Genomic DNA, 20,882 nt, shown 5'->3' on the forward strand with positions numbered 1-20,882 from the left:
GTGGAAAACCCCGTGCGGGAGGATCAGGACATGACAGCAATCGAGCGGTCCCGCACTGTGGCGGTCGTCGGCGCCGGCACCATGGGGCAGGGCATCGCCCAGGTCGCCCTCCTCGCAGGTCACCCGGTGCTGATCTACGACATCAACGACGACCTCGCCGCCGGCGGCGTCGCCATCGTCCAGGACCGCGTCGACCGCATGGTCGCCAAGGGCCGCCTCGACCGCGCCGGGGCCGACGATGCGATCGGCCGGATCCGTGGCACCTCCGCCGTCGCCCGCCTCGCCGATGCCGCCCTCGTCATCGAGGCCGTCGTCGAGGACGCCGCCGTCAAGCGCGCGGTCTTCGAAACCATCGAAGAGGTGGTTTCGCCGGACACCCTGCTGGCGACCAACACCTCCTCCCTCTCCGTCACCGAGCTCGCCGCCGGCCTCGCGCACCCCGGCCGTTTCCTCGGCCTGCACTTCTTCAACCCGGCCCCGCTGCTCCCGCTCGTCGAGGTGGTCAGCGGTTTCGCGACCGACCCGGCCGCCGCCGAGCGCGCGTACCGCACTGTGCTGGGCTGGGGGAAGACGCCGGTCCGCTGCGCCGACACCCCCGGGTTCATCGTCAACCGGATCGCCCGCCCCTTCTACGCCGAGGCCTTCGCGGTGTACGAGGAGCAGGGCGCCGACCCGGCCACCATCGACGCCGTGCTCCGCGAGAGCGGCGGTTTCAAGATGGGTCCCTTCCAGCTGACCGACCTGATCGGGCAGGACGTCAACGAGGCCGTCACCCGCTCCGTGTGGGAGTCGTTCTTCCGGAGCCCCAAGTTCACCCCGTCCCTCGCACAGCGCCGGCTGGTGCAGTCGGGCCGCCTGGGCCGCAAGTCGGGCCACGGCTGGTTCCCGTACGGCCCGGACGTCGAGGCCGCGGCCCCGCACACCGCCGCTCCCGAGGCCGCCCCGGAGAAGGTCACCGTCGTCGGCGACCTCGGTCCGGCCGCCGGGCTGGTCGAACTGCTGGAGGAGGCCGGGATCGCGGTCACGGCCACCGAGCACGGGGGTCCGTACATCCAGCTGCCCGGCGAGGGCCAGCTGGTGCTCGCGGACGGCAAGACCTCGATCGAGTTCGCCGACGTCGTCTACTTCGACCTCGCGCTCGACTACCGCGGCGCCACCCGGATCGCGCTCTCCGCCGGCGAGGACACCAGCGAGCGGACCCTCGCCGAGGCGGTCGGCCTGTTCCAGAAGCTCGGCAAGAAGGTCTCCGTCATCGGCGACGTGCCCGGCATGATCGTGGCCCGTACGGTCGCGATGCTGATCGACCTGACCGCTGACGCCGTCGCCCGCGGCGCGGCCACCGCCGAGGACATCGACACGGCGATGAGGCTCGGCGTCAACTACCCGCTGGGCCCGTCCGAATGGCACGAGCGGCTCGGCCGGGACTGGGCGTACGACCTGCTGCACCACCTCGACGAGCGCTGCCCCGGCGGCCGCTACGCGCCCTCGCTGGCCCTGTTCAAGCTCGGCTACGCGGAGGGTGAGGGCGAAGTGGGCGAAGAGGGCGGCGAAGGCGGAGACGGCGTCGCGGAGGAGACCGCATGACCACGGCCAGGCGCGACACCTACACCCCCGAGAGTCTCCTGTCCGTCGCCGTCCAGGTCTTCAACGAGCGCGGCTACGACGGCACCTCCATGGAGCACCTCTCCAAGGCGGCGGGCATCTCGAAGTCCTCGATCTACCACCACGTGGCGGGCAAGGAGGAGCTCCTGCAGCGGGCCGTCAGCCGCGCGCTCGACGGGCTCTTCGCCGTGCTGGAGGAGTCGGGCGCGGTCCGGGGCCGGGCGGTCGAGCGGGTCGAGTACGTCACGCGCCGCACGGTCGAGGTGCTGGTCGCCGAGCTCCCGTACGTGACCCTGCTGCTGCGGGTGCGGGGAAACACCCGGACCGAGCGCTGGGCCCTGGAGCGCCGCCGCGAGTTCGACCACCAGGTCGCGGAGCTGCTGAAGGCCGCGGCGGAGGAGGGGGACCTGCGGGCGGACGTGGACATCCGGCTGGCCACCCGCCTGCTGTTCGGGATGGTGAACTCACTGGTGGAGTGGTACCGCCCGCACCCCGGCACGACGGCGGACCAGCTGGCCGACGCGGTCGTCCACATGGCGCTGGACGGCCTGCGGACCGTGCGCGGCTAAGCACCGGACCGGGCCGTGCGATCCCCGGCACATTTTGATATCGGTTCCCGTTCGAACTCTGTACGATGAGCCTGCTTTCGAACATGTTCAAGCAGGAACAGAATATGGGGGGATCGGTGCGCAGTCGCCGTCTCGTTGTTTCCGCTGCCGTCGTCGTTGCGGCCAGCGTTGGTTTCATCCCGGGCATGGCCCAGGCGGCCGGTCCGGCCGCAGGCTCGCCCGCACCCGTGGCCAAGGGGGTGTCCGCTCCCGGAGCGGACCTGGCCAAGCTGGGCGCGGCCGGGACGAAGACCTTCCACAGCCCGAAGGAGCACGGGGTCCGCAAGGCCCTGACCGCGGCCCAGGGCAAGGCCGCCGCGAGCGCCACCGTCCAGGGCGGCGAGACCGTCGCAGCCGGCAACCCGGACCTGGGCCTCGTCCTCGACGCCAAGGCCATCTCCGCGCACGGTGTCGAGCTGAAGACCCAGGTCCTCAGCTCCCCGGGCGCCACCCTCCGCGTCACCTACAACTGGGGTGACGGCACGACGGACGGCGCCGACGCCGCCCCCGGCCAGGAGGTGTCGCTCAAGCACAGCTACGCCGAGCTCGGCGAGTACAACGTCAAGGTCACCGTGACGGACGCCGCGAACCAGGCGGAGGTCGTCAACGAGCTCCCGCTGTCGACGGTCGGCTCGGACTTCACCCCGTACGCACCGACCCGCCTCCTGGACACCCGTACCGGCACCGGTGCCCCGATGGGCATGGTCCAGGCGTACTCCTCGGCCAAGGTGAAGATCGCCGGCAACGGCAAGATCCCGGCGAACGTCACGGCCGTTGCCCTGAACGTCACGGCGACCAACACCTACAACCCCGGACACGTGACGGTGTACCCCGGCGGTACCACCCGTCCGACCACCTCGAACCTCAACTTCGAGGCCAACCAGACCGTCCCGAACATGGTGGTCGTCCCGGTCGGCAAGGACGGCACCATCGAGCTCTACAACGGCAGCTGGACGGCGGTCGACCTGATCGCCGACATCACGGGCTACTTCACCCACAGCGCGGCCAGCGGCTACACGCCGATGACCCCGGTCCGCGCCGTGGACACCCGCGCCGGCCAGGGCGCGCCCCAGGGCCAGGTCCCGGGCCGTGGCACGATCGGCGTGCAGCTCGGCGGCTGGTACGTGCCCGCCAACGCCACCGCCGTGGCGCTGAACGTGACCGCCACCAACCCGCGCGAGGACGGCCACCTGACGGCCTACCCGAGCGGCCAGCAGGCCCCGAACACGTCGAACGTGAACTTCAAGGCCAAGCAGACCGTCGCCAACTCGGTGATCGTCCCCGTCGGCCCCGACGGCAAGGTCAACGTCTTCAACGGCGCCTGGGCGGGCACCGACGTCATCGTCGACGTCGTCGGCTACTACAGCCCCGACAGCTCGGGCGCCTACATGTCCGTGGCTCCGAGCCGGAGGCTCGACACCCGCTCCTGGGGCTACGGCCCGATGGACGCCCGGAACTACATCTGGATGAACATCTCCCACGGGGAGCCGGGCATCGCGGGCTACATCCTGAACACGACGGTGACCAACACGCGCACCGACGGATTCCTGTCGGTCGCCCCGGACCCCAACACGCCGGACCAGTACCACAACGGCACCGAGAACGAGGTGGCGCGGCCCACGGCCTCCACCCTGAACTGGGCGGCCGGCAAGACCGTCCCGAACCTGGTCCAGGCGAGCTCGGGCGGCGTCAACGGCGTCGTCGACTTCTGGAACCAGAGCTGGGACACCACGGACCTGATCGTCGACATGTTCGGCTACTACGAGACGAAGTAACGGATCGATCCGGCAGGCGGTGCCCCGGGACGGCCTTCGTGGCCGTCCCGGGGCACCGCCTTTTTCCGGCTACTCCTCGGAGATGGCCGGGCCGCCGCCCGAGCCCGGGGCCAGCAGGTCCGTCTCCTCGAAGACCAGGAGGGTGCGGGTCGACAGGACCTCCGGGATGGACTGGAGGCGGGTCAGGACCAGCTCGCGCAGGGTGCGGTTGTCCGGCGTGTGGACCAGCAGCAGGACGTCGAAGTCGCCGCTGACCAGGGCGATGTGGGCCGCGCCCGGCAGCTCGCGGAGCTTCTCGCGGACCGTCCGCCACGAATTCTGGACGATCTTCAGGGTGATGTACGCGGAGGCGCCCTGGCCCGCCCTTTCGTGGTTCACGCGCGCCGTGAACCCGCGGATCACCCCGTCGTCGATGAGCCGGTTGATCCGGGCGTAGGCGTTCGCGCGCGACACGTGGACCTGCTCGGCCACCGACCGTATCGACGCGCGGCCGTCCGCCTGGAGCAGGCGCATGATCGAACGGTCGATGGGGTCCAGGGGGCGCGGAGGTGCCTGTGGGGCGGAAGGTGCACCGCCCGGAGGGCCCGGCGCGGAACCCGCGGCAGAACCCGCCGCGGCCATTTGTTCATCCGGCATTGCCCACTGCCTCCCTCTCCTGGACGTCCTGCACCCATCCCACGGCCCCGGCGCCACTTTGTCCACAGCCTGGAGCCGCCTGTAGCCAAATTGCGCCATCGACCGAACAATCGGTTGGTGAGGCGCCTCACATCCGGGTCGCCGCCTGCCCGCTTCCCACGAGGAGGTGTACGCCGCCATGACGGTCCAAGAGCTGCCCGGTGCCGGTGCGTCCCACCGATCCACCCCGCCGCCCGCCTGGAGGCCCCGCACGGACGCCGCCCCGCTGCTCCCGGACCCCGAGCCGCACCGGGTGCTGGGCACGCCGGCCGCCGCGGAGCTCGATCCCGAGCTGATGCGCCGCTGCTACGCCGAGCTGGTGCGCGGCCGCCGCTACAACGCCCAGGCCACCGCCCTCACCCGGCAGGGCCGGCTCGCCGTCTACCCCTCCACCGTCGGGCAGGAGGCCTGCGAGATCGCGGCCGCCCTGGTCCTGGAGGAGCAGGACTGGCTGTTCCCGAGCTACCGCGACACCCTCGCGGCCGTGGCGCGCGGACTCGACCCCGTCCAGGCGCTGACCCTGCTGCGCGGCGACTGGCACACCGGGTACGACCCGCGCGAGCACCGCATCGCCCCGCTGAGCACCCCGCTCGCGACCCAGCTGCCGCACGCGGTCGGCCTGGCGCACGCTGCCCGTCTGCGCGGTGACGACGTGGTCGCCCTCGCCATGGTGGGCGACGGCGGCACCAGCGAGGGCGATTTCCACGAGGCGCTGAACTTCGCGGCCGTCTGGCAGGCCCCGGTGGTCTTCCTCGTCCAGAACAACGGCTTCGCCATATCCGTCCCGCTGGCCAAGCAGACCGCCGCCCCCACCCTGGCCCACAAGGCCGTCGGGTACGGGATGCCCGGCCGCCTCGTCGACGGCAACGACATCGCCGCCGTGCACGAGGTGCTGTCCGAGGCCGTCCGGCGGGCCCGGGCCGGCGGCGGCCCGACGCTGATCGAGGCGGTCACGTACCGCATCGAGGCCCACACGAACGCCGACGACGCGACCCGCTACCGCGGTGACGCCGAGGTCGAGGCGTGGAAGGCGCACGACCCGGTGGACCTGCTGGAACGCGAGCTGACCGCCCGCGGGATCCTGGACGCGGCAGGCATCCAGGAGGCCAAGGACGCCGCCGAGGCGATGGCCGCGACGCTGCGCGAGCGGATGAACGCCGATCCGGTGCTCGACCCGATGGACCTGTTCGAAAACGTCTACGCGGAGCAGACCGGCCGGCTCCGCGAGCAGGCGGAAATGCTGCGCGCCGAGCTCGACGCGGAGGAGCAGTCGTGACCACGGTGGCCGTGAAGCCGGCAACGATGGCGCAGGCCCTTGGCCGGGCCATGCGCGACGCGATGGCGGAGGACCCGACGGTCCACGTGATGGGCGAGGACGTCGGGACGCTGGGCGGGGTCTTCCGGATCACGGACGGCCTCGCGAAGGAGTTCGGCGAGGAGCGCTGCACCGACACGCCGCTCGCGGAGGCGGGCATCCTGGGCGCCGCGGTGGGCATGGCCATGTACGGGCTGCGGCCGGTCGTGGAGATGCAGTTCGACGCGTTCGCGTACCCGGCGTTCGAACAGCTGATCTCGCACGTGGCGAAGATGCGCAACCGCACGCGCGGCGCGATGCCGCTGCCGATCACCATCCGGGTGCCGTACGGCGGCGGGATCGGCGGGGTGGAGCACCACAGCGACTCCTCCGAGGCGTACTACGTGGCCACCCCCGGATTGCACGTGGTGACCCCGGCGACCGTGGAGGACGCGTACGGGCTGCTGCGCGCGTCGATCGCGAGCGACGACCCGGTGGTCTTCCTGGAGCCGAAGCGGCTGTACTGGTCGAAGGCGCAGTGGGACCCGCAGACCCCGGCGGCCGTGCCGGGGATCGGGAAGGCACTCGTCCGGCGTACCGGCACCAGCGCGACCCTCATCACGTACGGGCCCTCGCTGCCGGTGTGCCTGGAGGCGGCCGAGGCGGCGCGCGAGGAGGGCTGGGACCTGGAGGTCGTGGACCTGCGCTCGCTCGTCCCCTTCGACGAGGAGACGGTCGTGGCGTCCGTACGCCGCACCGGGCGCGCGGTGGTGGTCCACGAGGCCAACGGCTTCGCCGGACCGGGCGCGGAGCTCGTCGCCCGCATCCAGGAGAAGTGCTTCCACCACCTGGAGGCGCCGGTGCTGCGGGTGACGGGCTTCGACATCCCGTACCCGCCACCGATGCTGGAGAAGCACCACCTTCCCGGTGTGGACCGGATCCTGGACACCGTGGCCCGCCTGCAGTGGGAGAACTGATGCCGCAGGTAATGGAGTTCAAGCTCCCCGACCTCGGGGAGGGACTGACCGAGGCCGAGATCGTCCGCTGGCTGGTCGCGGTGGGCGACGTCGTCGCCGTCGACCAGCCGGTGGTCGAGGTCGAGACGGCCAAGGCGATGGTGGAGGTGCCGTGCCCGTACGGCGGTGTGGTCACCGCCAGGTTCGGGGAGGAGGGCACGGAACTCCCCGTCGGAGCACCGCTGATCACGGTGGCGGTGGGTGCGGGCGCGGACGAGACGGTGGAGTCCGAGGATTCCGGCTCGGGCAACGTCCTGGTCGGCTACGGGACGGACCACTCGCGCACGGCGCGTCGGAGGCGGGTGCGACCTGGCTCCGCAGCGCCGGCTCCCGCCGCCGCTCCCGCACTCACGGCCGCTCCTGTCGCGGCGGCCCCGGTGGCTGCTGTGGTTTCCACTGGGCCGGTGGCGGTGATCTCGCCGCTGGTGCGCAAGCTCGCCCGGGACCACGGGATCGACCTGCGCGCGCTGCGCGGGTCCGGGCCCGAGGGGCTGATCCTGCGCGCGGACGTCGAGGCGGCGCTCCGCGCGCCGGAGCCGGCGGCCGCCCCCGCCCCCACGGCCCCCGCGGTGGCCGGTGAGCGGATTCCGCTGAAGGGCCTGCGGGGTGCGGTGGCCGAGAAGCTGTCGCGCAGCCGCCGGGAGATCCCGGACGCCACGTGCTGGGTCGACGCCGATGCGACCGAGCTGATGGCGGCCCGGGCCGCGATGAACGCCGTGGGCGGTCCGAAGATCTCGGTGCTGGCGCTGCTGGCCCGGATCTGCACGGCCGCGCTCGCGAAGTACCCGGAGCTCAACTCGACCGTGGACCTCGCGGCGAACGAGATCGTGCGGCTGCCGTCCGTGCACCTGGGCTTCGCGGCGCAGACGGAGCGCGGCCTGGTGGTCCCGGTGGTACGGGACGCCCAGTCGCGGAACCCGGAATCGCTGTCGGCGGAGTTCGCCCGGCTCACGGAGCTGGCCCGGACCGGGAAGCTGGCACCTGCGGACCTGACCGGCGGGACGTTCACCCTGAACAACTACGGGGTGTTCGGCGTCGACGGCTCCACGCCGATCGTCAACCACCCGGAGGCGGCGATGCTCGGGGTGGGCCGGATCGTGGCGAAGCCGTGGGTGCACCAGGGCGAGCTGGCCGTCCGCCAGGTCGTGCAGCTGTCGCTGACGTTCGACCACCGGGTGTGCGACGGCGGCACGGCCGGCGGCTTCCTCCGCTACGTGGCGGACTGCGTCGAGTCCCCGGCGGTGCTGCTGCGTTCGCTGTAGCCGTGTTCGGCGGGGCCCCGCAGGGTCACGGCACCCGGACCGGGAGCCGTGGCGGGGTCCGGTCCGCATGGCGCAGGACGGCCCGGACCGTGACTCCGGACGGCGCCAGCCACAGCGCGCCGTTGCGCAGTGCGACGGCCACCGGGTGGGACAGCCGGTGGCCCGGGCGGCCGGCCTGCCGGGCCGCCCGGGCCACGCTCCGGGTACGGGGCCGGCGTACGGCGTCGTAGCGGGCCAGTGCCGTCTCGACGTCGGGGCCGCAGCCAGTTCCGCGGCCAGCGTGACCGCGTCCTCCAGGGCCTGGCACGCCCCCTGGCCCGGGTTCGGGGTCATCGCCTGCGCGGCGTCCCCGAGCAGCACGATCCGACCGACGGCGTAGGCGGGCAGCGGGGTAGCCAGCTCGTGGACGTCGTGGTGCAGCACGTCTTCGGGGCGTGTCGCCGCCAGCAGCCGCAGCGTGGGTTCGTGCCCGTCGCCGAAGCGGCGCCCGAGTGCTGCCCGCGGGTCTGCGTATCGGGTTCCGGCGGACGGCCTGGTCCTGGAACACCTACTCCGGGGCACCCCGGTTCCCCGGGAGGCCCTGGAGGGGCTCGTCGCCGCCGCGCTCAGATGGCCGTCGACGAGGCCCGTCGGCAGGTGCTCAGGCGCTCACTTGCTCACGTGGTCAGCAGGAGCTTGCCCACGTGGGTGCTGGATTCCAGCGTGCGGTGGGCCTCAGCGGCATCGTGCATCGGGAACGACCCGTGCACCACCGGGTTCACCCGGCCCGCGGCCACCAGCGGCCACACGTGTTCGCGTACGGCGGCGACGATGGCCGCCTTCTCCTCCAACGGGCGCGCCCGCAACGATGTGGCGGTGATGGCCGCCCGCTTCGACAGCAGTGCGCCCAGGTTGAGTTCGGCCTTCACCCCGCCCTGGAGCCCGATCACCGCCAGCCGTCCGTTCACGGCCAGCGCGTCCAGGTTCCGGGCCAGGTACTTGGCGCCCATGATGTCCAGGATCACGTCCGCGCCGGCGCCACCCGTCGCGGCCCGCAGCTCCGCCACGAAGTCCTGTTCGCGGTAGTCGATCAGGACGTCCGCGCCCAGCTCCTTGCAGCGGGCCAGCTTCTCCGGGCCGCCGGCGGTCACCGCCACCGTCGCGCCGATCGCCTTCGCCAGCTGGATCGCCATCGTGCCGATGCCGCTGGAGCCGCCGTGCACCAGCACCGTTTCGCCGGGGCGCAGGTGGGCCACCATGAACACGTTGGACCACACGGTGCAGACCACCTCGGGCAGTGCGGCCGCCGTCACGAGGTCCACACCGGCCGGCACCGGCAGCAGCTGGCCCGCCGGGACGGCCACGCGCTGCGCGTACCCGCCGCCGCCGAGCAGGGCGCACACCTCGTCGCCCTCCGCCCAGCCGGACACCCCCGGGCCGAGGGCGGAGATCCGCCCCGAACACTCCAGGCCGGGGTAGGGGGAGGCGCCGGGCGGGGGATCGTAGAACCCCTGGCGCTGCAGGATGTCGGCGCGGTTGACGGCGCTCGCCGCGACGTCGACGAGGACCTCGCCCTCACCGGCCACCGGATCGGGCACCTCGGCCCAGACGAGGGACTCGGGTCCGCCGGGCTGTTCGATGGTGATCGCATGCATGGCCCGGAGGGTACGCCAACTCCGTGTCCGGGTGGCTAGTCCGCAGGCCCGAGGGTCGCCGGCGGGGTGGCGGTCGGTGCCGCGCGGACGATGGTGATGAGACGGTCCGTCAGCTGAAGCGGGCTCGCGTGCGGGTCGTCGTACGCGAGCAGCCGGTGGCCCCGCAGCACGCTCACGACCAGGTCGTCCGTCTCCCGTACGCCCCTGCCCGCCTCGGACTTGCGCACCGGGCGTTCGACCAGGTCGAGCCCGCTGCCCTGGTGGATCAGGTCCTCCATCACCGTGCCCGCGCTGGGGCTGAGCACCGAGAGCCCCAGCAGCCGGCCCGCCGCGCTCGCGCTCGTGATGACCGCGTCGGCACCCGACTGGCGCAGCAGCGGCGCGTTCTCCTCCTCGCGGACCGCCGCGACGATCTTCGCGCCCCGGTTCATCTGCCGGGCCGTCAGCGTGACCAGCACGGCGGTGTCGTCCCGCTGTGTGGCGATGACGATCTGACGGGCCTTCTGGAGTTCGGCGCGGAGCAGGACGTCGGAGCGCGTGGCGTCGCCGACCACGCCCGTGAAGCCCTCTGCGTTGGCCGTGTCGATCACCTTGGCGCTCGGGTCCACGATGACGACCTGCTCTTTGCGGAGGCCGGTGGCCAGCAGCGTCTGGAGGGCCGAGCGGCCCTTGGTGCCGAAGCCGACGACGACCGTGTGCTCACGCAAGTTCTTCCTCCAGCGGCTCAGCCGCCACTCTTCCCGGGTCTTCTCGGTCAGGACCTCCAACGTGGTTCCGACCAGGATGATCAGGAAGAGCACGCGCAAGGGGGTGATCAGCAGGATGTTGGTCAGCCGCGCGCTGTCGCTGTACGGGACGATGTCGCCGTAGCCGGTCGTCGACAGGGTCACCGTCGCGTAGTAGAAGCAGTCGAGGAGGTCGACCGTGCCGTTGGCGTTGTCGTGGTAACCCGCCCGGTCGAGCCACACGATCAGGACCGTCAGGAACAGCACGAACAGGGCCATCAGCAGGCGTTTGCCGACCTGTCGGAGCGGCTTCTCCACGACGCGCTTGGGCAGCTTGATGCGCCGGGAGACGAGTTTCTCGTCGGGGCCGCGGGCCATCGCGTCCTGGCCGTGCAGTTTCACGTGAAACATCCTCCGGAGGCCCACGGCAGGTCGAGGATCTCCAGGTCCTGTCCGTCGCGCGCTCCGGCCGGCGGTACGACGGCCAGCCCGTCGGCGGCGGCCACGCCCCGCAGCATCGCGGGACCGTTGTAGCGCAGCGGCACGGCGTGCTCGTCGGTCAGCAGGACGGGCACGAGCCGGGTGTCGTACGGGTGGCCCGGCACGTCGCCCTGGACCGGAACCGTGTACCGGGGGCGCTGGCGGCGGCCGGCCAGGGCGCGCAGCAGCGGTTCGGCGAGGGTCAGCAGCCCGGAGACGGCGGCGAGCGGGTTGCCGGGCAGACCGACCAGATGGCGCCCAGCCTCGCGGTCGCCGAGCCGGGCCAGCAGCATGGGGTGCCCGGGCCGTACGGCGACGCCGTCGACCAGCAGTTCGGCGCCGGCCTCGTGCAGGACGGGGTGGACGTGGTCGACGGGCCCGGAGGCGGTGCCGCCGGTGGTGAGGACCAGGTCGGCATCGGAGCTCGTTACGGCGTCCAGCAGGGCCTTGGCTCCGGCCGGGTCGTCGCCGAGCCGTCGGGTGGCGGTGACCTCGGCGCCGAGCCGGGTGAGCCAGGGGCCGAGCATGGGGCTGAGGGCGTCGCGGATCAGGCCGTCGTGCGGGCGGCCTTCGGTGAGCAGTTCGTCGCCGAGGACCAGGATCTCGACGCGGGGCCGGGGCCGGGTGGTGAGCTCGTCGTACCCGGCGGCCGCGGCGAGGCCCAGCACGGCTGGGGTGACGAGTGAGCCGGCGGGCAGCAGCAGGTCGCCGGAGCGGCATTCCTGGCCCCGCGGGCGGATGTCCTGACCGGTGAGGACGGCCCGGTCGGCGTGGAGCTGGGTGCCGGACTCGCGGGAGTGCTCACTGCGGATCACGGCGGTCGCGTCGGCGGGGATGCGGGCGCCGGTGGCGATCCGTACGGCCTCGCCGTCGGCCAGCGGCTCGGGGCGGTCGGAGCCGGCCAGCACCGCGCCGCCGGGGCGCACGGTCCAGGGGCCGGGGCCGGCGACGGCCCAGCCGTCCATGGCGGAGGTGTCGAAGGAGGGCAGGTCGGTGAGTGCCTCCAGGGACTGGGCCAGCACCTCGCCGAGCGCGTCCGCGAGGGGCACCCGGTGGGTGCGGGGACGGATGCCGGATCCGGTGCGCGCGGCCGCTTCCCGGGCCTGCGGCCAGGCGGTGGCGCGGTGGGCCCCGGCCGTGGCGGGGCGGGGGGCGCGGCTGACCAGGGCCAGGGCCTCGTCGAGGGCCTGGAGGGCGTGGTCGGCGTCGGTGGGGGTCATCCTGAGCCGTTCTCTCGGGCTTCGGCTTCGGTCTCGGCGGCCCAGCGCAGGGCCAGATCGGCGGCCTTGCGGGAAGCCTCGGCGACGGCCGTGGCGGGGTCGGCGCCGGCGGCTTCGGCCCGTGCGGCCGCGTAACCGACCAGGAAGGTGGTCAGGGGGGCGGCGGGCCGGGCGACGCCGTGCGCGGCGTCCCGGGCGAGGTCGAGCAGGGTCTTGGTGTCGACGGCGAGGTCGATGCCCAGTTCGGTCTTGACGGCGTTGATCCATTGGTCCAGCACGTTTCCATGCTCCCTGATCCGGGCTCGGGCGACTGCGAGATCGTCCCAGGTGTCGCAGTCGAAGGAGGCGAGTGGCGCAGTATCCGTCACCTTGGCCAGGTCCAGCTCGGCGGTGAGGGCGCGCAGGGGGAGCCCGGAAAGGCTGCCGTGCTCGGCCGCCAGGAGGGCGATCTCGCGGCGCAGGGGCTCGGCGCGGTAGGCCGCGACGAGGGGCTGGTCGCGGCCGTCGGGGTCGCGCAGCAGGGCGCCGTCGCCGCCGGCGGCGGGGGCCCGTAGGAGGGTCTCGACGGTGGCCCGGTCGAGGAACGGGAGGTCGGCGGAGAGCACGAGGACCAGCTCGGCGCTGGTCGCGCGCAGACCTGCGTCCAGGGCGGCCACGGGGCCGGCGCCGGGCGGGTCCTCCAGGGTCCAGCGGACCGGGCGCGCGGTGGGGCGGCGGCCGCCGACCACGACGGTGGTCGAGGCGTCGGTGCAGGCGTCGAGAACGCGGTCGAGGAGGGCGCGGCCGCCCACGTGGAGGGCGGGTTTGTCCGCGCCTCCGAGGCGGCGGGCCGCTCCGCCGGCCAGGACGATCGCGTCGTAGGTCATGCCCCGAGTATGCGCGGGCCATGTCCCCTGCGGGGGACTGCATTTACCGGAGGCTCATCCGGGGGTGGCCCGGGGTGCGTCCGGGCTGTGTCCCGGGACCCGGCGCCGGCCGGACCCCGGGAAGGGGCTGCTACAGGTACGGGCCCGAGCGGATGGCGCCGTGGCCGTCTTCCTCGTCCATCGGGGCGCCCGGCGGCAGGGCCCGGCGCATCTGTTCGAGCTGGGCCCGCGCGGCCATCTGCTGCGCGAACAGGGCGGTCTGGATGCCGTGGAACAGGCCCTCCAGCCAGCCCACCAACTGGGCCTGTGCGATGCGCAGTTCGGCCTCGGACGGAATGGCCTCCTCCGTGAACGGCAGGGAGAGGCGCTCCAGTTCCTCGACCAGCTCCGGAGCCAGGCCGTCTTCCAGCTCCTTCACGGACGCTGCATGGATGTCCTTGAGACGGACCCGGCTGGCCTCGTCCAGAGGTGCGGCGCGGACCTCTTCAAGAAGTTGCTTGATCATGCTGCCGATCCGCATGACCTTGGCGGGCTGTTCGACCATCTCCGTCACCGGGACCTCGCGCGACTCGTCATCGGCGCCGCCGACCGGCATCCCGTCCTGTCCCACGATCAGGCCGGGCGGGGGGCTGTCCTGCGACCGTTCACTCCTCGGCATCTCCATGCCGTCATTCTCTCGCACACCGTCGTACTCACACGGTGTGCCCCCGTACAGGCGTGATCCACCCTGTACGGGGGCGAGAACGCACAGTGACCGTCAGCCCGCCGCGCGGCGGGACAGGGCGCCGCCGGACTTCGTGACCAGGGCAGCCAGCAGGGCAGCGCCCAGCGGGACCAGGACCAGTAGTCCGCCGAGGGTCTCCCACGGCACCGAGATCGGCACGTAGAGCAGGTCGTCCGGGCCGCCTGAGATTTCCATGAGGTGCGCCGCTTCCCGCCGTTGGACGAGCCGCAGGCCGACCGCCGGCAAGATGCCCGCCGCCGAGCCCAGGACCACGCCCATCAGGGCCACCACGCCGCACTGGAACCCGCTGAGCGTGCGCCGCACCCGCGGCGGTGCGCCCACCGCCGCGAGTGTCTTCAGGTCGGCCTCGGCGTCGGCCTGCGCGAGCCCGGTGGCGATGCCGGCCGCGCCGATGGTGACCAGGCCGGCGAACACGGTCAGGGCCAGCAGGGTCAGGTCCCGTTCGCCCTGGTAGCCGGCCTCGATGGTGACGGGGGCCTCCACGCCGATCTGGTCGATCCGGCCGGCCACCCGCTGCTTCTGCTTGCTGTCGGCCGTGCCGTCCAGGGTGAAGTACGAGGCGAACGGCATGGTGGTGAGCCCGGCGCTCTTGGCCGCGGAGGGCGGCAGGACCAGCTCGATGCCGTACCCCTCGGCGGCGTCGGGCGCCTGGTGGACGGCGAAGACCTTGTCCACGCCCTTCGGGTCGGTGCCCGGCTCGAACTTGTCGTCCTTGTCGTCGATCAGCCGGACGGTGACGTTGCCGTCCTTGACGTTCCTCTTCTCGAAGGAGACCGCCTTGCCCTCCTTCAGGGCGGACGCCGAGCCGGGATCGGTGACCGCGAGCGCCGTCAGCAGCTTCTCGTCGGCGACGACCGTGTCGAAACGCGTGAAGTGGCGCTTGAACTGGCACCGCGGGTCCATCCGCAGTTTCTTCCTCTCGGCCGGGCCGAACGAGTCGGGGCCGTTCGGGGCCTCGTAGAGCGGGCAGCGCTGCTCCTTGGGCCGCATGATCTCGGCGCGCCCGCACTGGTTGGAACCGGTCGACCTCTCGCAGCCGGGCTTGCCGTACGAGATGTAGTCCACGTCCGCCCGGACGGCCAACGGGAGTTCCTGGGACACCGCCTCACGGATGGCGGGCATGTCCTTGCTGCGGCCGAGCTCGTGCAGCGCCACCACTCCGGAACCGGCCGGGAGGTCGGCGACGTACGAGTGGCGGGCCTGGAGCTCCATGCTGTGCTGGTACGTGGCGACCGCGACGGTGCCCGCGACGGCGGCCAGGACGGCGGCCACGGCGGGTGCCGTACGACCCCGGTTGCGTACGGCGTCGCGCAGTGCGAGCCGGGGCGACAGAGGCAGCCAGCGCCCGAGCCGCCCGAACAGGCCCACCAGCACCGGGGTCAGTGCGACGATTCCGAGCTCGGCGATGGCACTGCCGCCCGCGACGACCGTGGCGCCCATCTGGGAGGCCGTGCCGTAGAGGGCGATCGCGGCGCCGGCGGCGAGGGCGATCAGGCCGATGGCGGGCAGCACCCGGTTGGCCCGGCGGATCCCGCGACGGCCGGTCAGCGAGGCCAGGACGGTCTGCCGGGAGGCGGTGACGGCCGGGGCGATCGCGGCCAGCAGACCGGTCAGGACGGCGAGCAGGGCGATGCCGAGGATTTCCAGCGGTCGGAACTCGAAGCCGCCGAAGCGCAGGCCGAGGTACTCCTCCAACAGCGGTCGCAGCCCCACGGTGAGGGCGACGCCGAGGACGGTGCCGATGACGGCCGCCGCGGCGCCGATGACGAGGCCGCCGGAGAGCACGATGGCCCGGATGTGGCGCCGGTCGCCGCCGTTGGCACCGACGAGGCCCAGCTGGCGGCGCGAGCGCCGGGCGCCGACCGCGAAGGCGGGTCCGGCCAGCAGGCAGATCTCCAGCATCGCGAGGCCGACGACCGTGGCCAGGACGGCCAGTTCGGTGGTCGGGAACTCGTTGCCCGGGTTGTAGTAGCCCAGCTCCTTCTGCTGGGTGATGTACGGCACGTCCGATTCGGCCGGCGGGTCGAGCTGCACGGCGCGGGAGACGACCTGGACGCTCTTCGCGTTGAGCGCCTTGACCGTGTTCCACGTGAAACCATCGCCGCCGACCTTGACCAGGTAGCTGTCGGTGGCGACCACCCCGGGGACCCCGGCGGCCTGGAAGGCCTTGTCGAGCGGGGTGATCATGGTGCCGGGAGGGGCGAGGACCTCGGTCTTCTTGAGCTCGGAGGGCAGCTCGTACGCGCCCACGATCCGGTACCAGGTGTCGGAGCCGCGCGCGCGGAACTCGGAGCCCACGAAGAAGCCGGAGGTCTCCAGGAAGGCGGTGGTGGCGACGACCTCGCCCGCCTCCTGCGCAGCCCGCCCCCGCTTCATCGTGATCATGCCCTCGACCAGCGGGTTGGCCGTGTCGATCTCGCGCAGGTCGGTGTCCAGCAGGCCGTACCGGGTGCGGATCTTGGTGTGCGCCGTGCTGTCCTTGAGGGACTGGGCGCCCGCCGGGATCACCGAGGCCAGCAGGTTCGGGTTCGGCTCCGATCTGGGGTCGTACTTGTCGTAGCCGCCGACGGGCACCGAGGTGCGGCCCTCGACGTCCTGGTAGACCGGCCCGTTGAGCTCCGAGTCCTTCAGCCGGGCGTCTGCGGCGCCGATCTGACGGGACACCAACTGCTCGGGGGTGAGCTCTGCGCTGCGCATGGTGAGGTCGGCGGCGCTCACGCCGATGATCGGCAGGGCGATCATCGAGAGGACGAGGGCGCTGCGGCCCTTGGCGCGCCAGGCGTCGCGGCGGGCGATCCGGATCGCCGCGACCCATGCGTGGTACGAGGACTTCACTGGCCGGCCGCCTGCCCCGAGAGCAGCGAGTCGGCGTGGCTGCGCAGGGTCTCGTCGACCACGCTGCCGTCGCGCAGGAAGACCACGCGGTCCGCCCAGGCGGCGAACCGCGGTTCGTGGGTGACGAGGATTCCGGCGGCCCCGGCGTCGCAGCGCGAGCGCAGCAGGGCGAGGACGGATTCGCCGGTCTCGGAGTCGAGGGCGCCGGTGGGCTCGTCGGCGAGGACCAGGCGGCGGTCGCCGACGAGGGCGCGGGCGATGGCCACGCGCTGCTGCTGGCCTCCGGACATCTCGTCGGGGAAGCGGTCGGCGAGCTGCCCGAGGCCCATCTCTTCCAGGGAGGCCAGGGCCGAGGCGCGGGCCTTGCGGGCGGAGGTGCCGTCGAGTTCACGGGGCAGGGCGACGTTCTCGGCGGCGGTGAGGGCCGGGATCAGGTTGTAGTCCTGGAAGACGTACCCGATGCTGCGGCGGCGCAGCGCGGCCAGCTCCTTGCGGCTCGCGGTGGTGATGTCGGTGCCTTCGACGACGACCCGGCCGCTGCTGGGCGTGTCGAGGCCGCCGGCCAGGGTGAGCAGCGTGGACTTTCCGGATCCGGAGGGCCCCATGACGGCGACGAGTTCGCCGGGGTACACGGCCAGGTCGATGCCGCGCAGGGCGTGCACCTCGGTGGCGCCGCTGCCGTGCGTGCGGACGAGCTTGTCGAGCTGGAGGACGGGACGTGCGGACCGGTCCGGCTGAGCGGGCGGGACGGGCCGTATATGGGATGCGGACTGCTGGTCAGGCATGGGGATCCCCCCTGGGAACGGTGGTGGCGTCAGCTCCGCGGGCCGCGGAAGGCGCGGCGCCGCGGTGCGGTGACGGCGTTGGGGACGGCGTCGGGGACGGTGTCGGCGGCCTGCGGCGGTGCGGGCTCGGCTCTCCGGTCGGCCGGCAGGGAGAGCCGTACGAGGCGTGCTTCGGAGTGGTCGAGCCAGCGGGCCTCGGCTTCGGTCTGGAAGATCAGCTGTTCCAGGACCAGCAGCCAGGCCACGTCGTCGCGCTCGCGGGACGTGCCGCTCTCGACCGCGGCGAGCGCCTGCGCCTTGAGGCGGGTGTAGTCCTGCATCGCCCTGATCGTGGCGTGCCGCTGGGCCTGGATGACGGCGCGGATGTCCACGCCGGGGGCGCCCACGGCCATGGCGAGCTTGATGGACAGCTCGTCGCGGGGCGGGTTGGTGCGGTCGACGGGGCGCTCGTACCACTGGTGCAGTTCGGCGCGCCCGGTGTCGGTGATGGCGTAGAGGGTGTGCCCGGCGGCGTCCTCGCCGCCGGGCGCGACGAGGCCGTCGCGCTCCAGTCGGGCGAGGGTGGTGTACACCTGCCCGACGTTGAGCGGCCAGGTGGAGCCGGTGCGGGATTCGAACTCGGTACGCAGCTGAGAGCCGTACCGAGGACCCCTTTCCAGCAGGGCGAGAAGGCCGTGGCGGATCGACATACTCAGTATGTATACCGAGTATGTCGGGCCACGCAACCATCCTGAGGTGTAGGCCGGAAGGGGGAGGCCGCTCTCAGAGGCCCTTGCGCAGCCGCATTCCCAGATAGCCCAGACCCAGCCCCATCAGGGCGAACCCGGTGCCGAGCGGCAGTATGTGCGCGGCCAGGTCGGCGGCGCGCTCGTTCGGCCCGGTGCCGATCGCGGTGACCACGGGCGGCGGGCTCGGCAGGGCCTGCGGGACCGGCGGCACGTGCGGCACCTGCGGCACCTGCGGCACCTGCGGGACCGGCGCAACCCGCGGAACCCGCGGCACCTGTCGGGGGTCGGCGGGGTGGGCCGGCCGGTGCTGCGGGCGGGCCGGGAGGCGGCGGTTGGCCAGCACGGTCTCCGGATTCGCGGGCTCGGCCGCCGGCCGCCCGGGCCGCTCCCGCCCGACTCCGGCGGCGCTGCCGGCGAGCTCTTCGTACGCCTCGTGGGGTACGTCGGCGACGGGATCGGCGTCGGTGTCGTCGGTCTTCGGTGCGGTGCGGAGGGTCGTGTCGGGAGTTCTGTCGGGGGCCTTGCCCGGGGCCCTTCCGCGTGCCGTGACGGAGCCGGCCGGGGCGGCCGGGCGGACGGCCGTGACCCGGCCGGCCGGGGACGAGGCGGCGGACGAGGCGGCGGATGCTGTGGCGGACGAGGGGGACAGCGCGGCGGCGGCCACTGCGGCCCCGGCCAGCCAGCGCTGAGCGCGGTGGCGTTGAGTCACGGGGAGCCCCTCCCGTCCCGAGCAGCCGAGATGCTTCGCTCAGATTGACATAGTGGGGCAAAACAGGCATCCCGGGCGCCCCGTGGGGGTCGCCCGGGATGCCGGGTGTGTCGCGGAGGGCGGCGCCGGCGCCGCCCCGTGGTGGCTCCGGACTACTGCGGACTACTCCGGTCTACTGCGGGTTGCCGGTCGACACGGTCAGCGTGTACTCCGTGCCTTCCTTGTCGATCTTGTCTCCGGCCCGGGGGCTCTGTTCGAGCACCGTGTCCTTGCCGTACACGGCCTCGTCCTTCTCGACGATCTTGTACTTGCCGCCGGAGGCCTGGATGCACGTCTTGACCGAGAGCAGGTTCTTGTAGGTCAGGTCCGGCGCCGAGTACTTGTTGGCGTCGCTGTAGGACTTGACCGGGTCCTTGCACTTGGCCGGGTCGATCGTGCGCGAGGGGTCCGGACCCTTGAAGCCGCCCTTGGCCGAGGCGGACGCGGAGGCACCGGGCGAGGCGGAACTGCCGCCGGCCTTGTCCTTGTCCTTGTCGCCGTTCGCCATGATGGCCGCGATCAGACCACCGACCGCCAACAGCGCCACCAGGACCGCGCCGATGACCACCGGCATGTTCCGCTTCTCGCCGTCCGAGGTGCGCGCGCCGGACGGGGCGTTGTTGGCCGCCGGAGAGATGGTGAACGGCGGCGGCGTCTGCGGTGCGTACTGCTGCTGGTGCGGGACCTGCTGCTGGGGCGGGTAGGCGTACCCGCCCTGCCCGTGCGGCTGGCTCACCGGCGGCGGGGTCTGCGGCGCGTACGGGGACGGCGCGGGGGTCGGCGCGTACGGCTGCTGCACCGACTGGGCGGGGGGCGCCTGGAACCCGGAGTCCACCGGCGGGAACACGGCCGAGCCGACGCCGGCCCCGCTGCCGCCCGCGTGTGAACCCGGGACGATGACCGGGGCGCCGGCCTGACCCGCCGACAGCACCCGCGCGACCTCGTCGCGCATGGCGGCGGCGGTGGGGAAGCGCTCGTTCGGGTTCTTCTTCAGGGCGCGCGCCACCAGTGCGTCCATCGCCGGGGTGACCGAGCGGTTGATGGAGGACGGCGCGACCGGCTCCTCCTGAACGTGCGCGTACGCGATGGCCAGCGGGGAGTCGGCGTCGAACGGGATCCGGCCCGTCAGCAGCTGGAACAGCATGATGCCGACCGAATACAGGTCGGAACGGGCGTCCACGCCGCGTCCCAGCGCCTGCTCGGGCGACAGGTACTGGGGGGTGCCGACGACCATGCCGGTCTGCGTCATCGAGGTGACCCCCGACTGCATGGCACGGGCGATGCCGAAGTCCATGACCTTGACCACGCCGCGCTTGGTCATCATCACGTTGCCGGGCTTGATGTCGCGGTGGACCAGGCCCATCTCGTGGCTGGTCTCCAGCGCGGCCAGCACGTCGGCCGTCACCTTCAGCGCCTTGTCCGCGGGCATCGCGCCGTACTGACGGACGTCGGCGTCGAGCACGGAGCCCAGGGGCTGGCCCTCCACGTACTCCATGACGATGTACGGCATCACCGCGGCGTCGCCCGCCCCGGGACCGCTGAACGTCACTTCGCCTTCGCCCGTGTCGAATACCGAGACGATGTTCGTGTGCGACAGTTTCGCTACAGCCTGGGCCTCGCGGCGGAACCGCTCGCGGAAGGACTGTTCGCGGCCGAGGTCGCTGTGCAGGGTCTTGATGGCGACCTGGCGGTCGAGCGCGGAGTCGTACGCCAAGTAGACGGACGCCATGCCGCCCGCTCCGAGCAAGTCCCTTAGCTGGTAACGGCCACCGGCCAGAGAGCCGCCTGCGTACTGGCCCTGAGTGCCGTCCTGGCTCATGACTGTTGCTTCCCCTCGGGATGTGTCGCTACGCGTCTGGCTGAGCGCATGTCGCGCCCAGTCTG

General features: G+C 72.6%; 17 protein-coding genes and 1 pseudogene. 6 read left to right on the forward strand and 12 right to left on the reverse strand.

Annotation, left to right across the window (positions count from 1 at the left end; translation table 11 throughout):
• Positions 1-30 precede the first annotated feature (30 nt).
• The 3 genes from OG974_RS21975 to OG974_RS21985 all read left to right on the forward strand — a co-directional run bounded on the left by OG974_RS21975 (position 31) and on the right by OG974_RS21985 (position 3,985).
• Positions 31-1,584 (forward strand): 3-hydroxyacyl-CoA dehydrogenase, encoded by a 1,554-nt coding sequence (locus tag OG974_RS21975; protein WP_329314046.1) that lies wholly within the window; start codon positions 31-33, stop codon positions 1,582-1,584.
• Positions 1,581-2,171, forward strand: coding sequence for a TetR/AcrR family transcriptional regulator (locus OG974_RS21980; protein WP_371644174.1), 591 nt, complete (start codon positions 1,581-1,583; stop codon positions 2,169-2,171). Before OG974_RS21975 ends, OG974_RS21980 begins: the two co-directional genes overlap by 4 nt.
• A gap of 185 nt (positions 2,172-2,356) precedes the next feature.
• Positions 2,357-3,985 (forward strand): PKD domain-containing protein, encoded by a 1,629-nt coding sequence (locus tag OG974_RS21985; RefSeq protein ID WP_328763227.1) that lies wholly within the window; start codon positions 2,357-2,359, stop codon positions 3,983-3,985.
• 69 nt (positions 3,986-4,054) lie between these two features.
• Here the strand turns inward: OG974_RS21985 and OG974_RS21990 are convergent, their stop codons facing one another.
• Positions 4,055-4,621 (reverse strand): Lrp/AsnC family transcriptional regulator, encoded by a 567-nt coding sequence (locus tag OG974_RS21990; protein ID WP_327284361.1) that lies wholly within the window; start codon positions 4,619-4,621, stop codon positions 4,055-4,057.
• 178 nt (positions 4,622-4,799) lie between these two features.
• Between OG974_RS21990 and pdhA the strand changes: the two genes are divergently transcribed.
• The 3 genes from pdhA to OG974_RS22005 are packed head-to-tail and all read left to right on the forward strand — an operon-like array spanning position 4,800 to position 8,232.
• Positions 4,800-5,936, forward strand: coding sequence for a pyruvate dehydrogenase (acetyl-transferring) E1 component subunit alpha (gene pdhA, locus OG974_RS21995; protein ID WP_327284362.1), 1,137 nt, complete (start codon positions 4,800-4,802; stop codon positions 5,934-5,936).
• A gap of 26 nt (positions 5,937-5,962) precedes the next feature.
• Positions 5,963-6,931, forward strand: coding sequence for an alpha-ketoacid dehydrogenase subunit beta (locus tag OG974_RS22000; RefSeq protein WP_327285722.1), 969 nt, complete (start codon positions 5,963-5,965; stop codon positions 6,929-6,931).
• Complete coding sequence (locus tag OG974_RS22005) at positions 6,931-8,232, forward strand: dihydrolipoamide acetyltransferase family protein (RefSeq protein WP_328763229.1); 1,302 nt, start codon at positions 6,931-6,933, stop codon at positions 8,230-8,232. The genes OG974_RS22000 and OG974_RS22005 overlap by 1 nt, the downstream gene beginning before the upstream one ends.
• A 25-nt stretch (positions 8,233-8,257) precedes the next feature.
• Here OG974_RS22005 and OG974_RS22010 read toward each other — a convergent pair.
• The 11 genes and pseudogenes from OG974_RS22010 to OG974_RS22060 form a co-directional block, all read right to left on the reverse strand.
• Positions 8,258-8,754: pseudogene (locus OG974_RS22010) on the reverse strand (FAD-dependent monooxygenase); the annotation flags it as partial.
• Between the two features lie 134 nt (positions 8,755-8,888).
• Positions 8,889-9,866: an NAD(P)H-quinone oxidoreductase gene (locus OG974_RS22015; RefSeq protein WP_328763230.1), complete on the reverse strand. Its 978-nt coding sequence runs from the start codon at positions 9,864-9,866 to the stop codon at positions 8,889-8,891.
• 35 nt (positions 9,867-9,901) lie between these two features.
• On the reverse strand, positions 9,902-11,002 hold the full coding sequence (locus OG974_RS22020) for a potassium channel family protein (protein WP_327284365.1): 1,101 nt from the start codon (positions 11,000-11,002) through the stop codon (positions 9,902-9,904).
• Positions 10,990-12,291, reverse strand: coding sequence for a molybdopterin molybdotransferase MoeA (locus OG974_RS22025; protein ID WP_327284366.1), 1,302 nt, complete (start codon positions 12,289-12,291; stop codon positions 10,990-10,992). Before OG974_RS22025 ends, OG974_RS22020 begins: the two co-directional genes overlap by 13 nt.
• Positions 12,288-13,157: an NTP transferase domain-containing protein gene (locus tag OG974_RS22030; RefSeq protein WP_327284367.1), complete on the reverse strand. Its 870-nt coding sequence runs from the start codon at positions 13,155-13,157 to the stop codon at positions 12,288-12,290. Before OG974_RS22030 ends, OG974_RS22025 begins: the two co-directional genes overlap by 4 nt.
• 130 nt (positions 13,158-13,287) lie before the next feature.
• Positions 13,288-13,821 carry a bacterial proteasome activator family protein gene (locus tag OG974_RS22035; protein WP_327284368.1) on the reverse strand — a complete coding sequence of 178 codons (534 nt, stop codon included), beginning with the start codon at positions 13,819-13,821 and terminating at the stop codon, positions 13,288-13,290.
• A gap of 93 nt (positions 13,822-13,914) precedes the next feature.
• The gene (locus OG974_RS22040) at positions 13,915-16,737 is read right to left on the reverse strand and encodes an ABC transporter permease (protein WP_327284369.1); all 2,823 of its coding nucleotides are present in this window, start codon (positions 16,735-16,737) and stop codon (positions 13,915-13,917) included.
• Positions 16,734-17,522 carry an ABC transporter ATP-binding protein gene (locus OG974_RS22045; protein ID WP_327284370.1) on the reverse strand — a complete coding sequence of 263 codons (789 nt, stop codon included), beginning with the start codon at positions 17,520-17,522 and terminating at the stop codon, positions 16,734-16,736. Before OG974_RS22045 ends, OG974_RS22040 begins: the two co-directional genes overlap by 4 nt.
• 29 nt (positions 17,523-17,551) lie before the next feature.
• Positions 17,552-18,211: a PadR family transcriptional regulator gene (locus OG974_RS22050; RefSeq protein WP_327284372.1), complete on the reverse strand. Its 660-nt coding sequence runs from the start codon at positions 18,209-18,211 to the stop codon at positions 17,552-17,554.
• Positions 18,212-18,284: 73 nt separating this feature from the next.
• Complete coding sequence (locus OG974_RS22055; protein WP_371644178.1) at positions 18,285-18,959, reverse strand: hypothetical protein; 675 nt, start codon at positions 18,957-18,959, stop codon at positions 18,285-18,287.
• A 172-nt stretch (positions 18,960-19,131) separates the two neighbouring features.
• Positions 19,132-20,817, reverse strand: coding sequence for a protein kinase (locus OG974_RS22060; RefSeq protein WP_327284374.1), 1,686 nt, complete (start codon positions 20,815-20,817; stop codon positions 19,132-19,134).
• Between the last annotated feature and the right edge of the window lie 65 nt (positions 20,818-20,882).

Source organism: Streptomyces sp. NBC_00597 (assembly GCF_041431095.1).
In the GTDB taxonomy this organism is placed as follows: Bacteria; Actinomycetota; Actinomycetes; order Streptomycetales; family Streptomycetaceae; genus Streptomyces.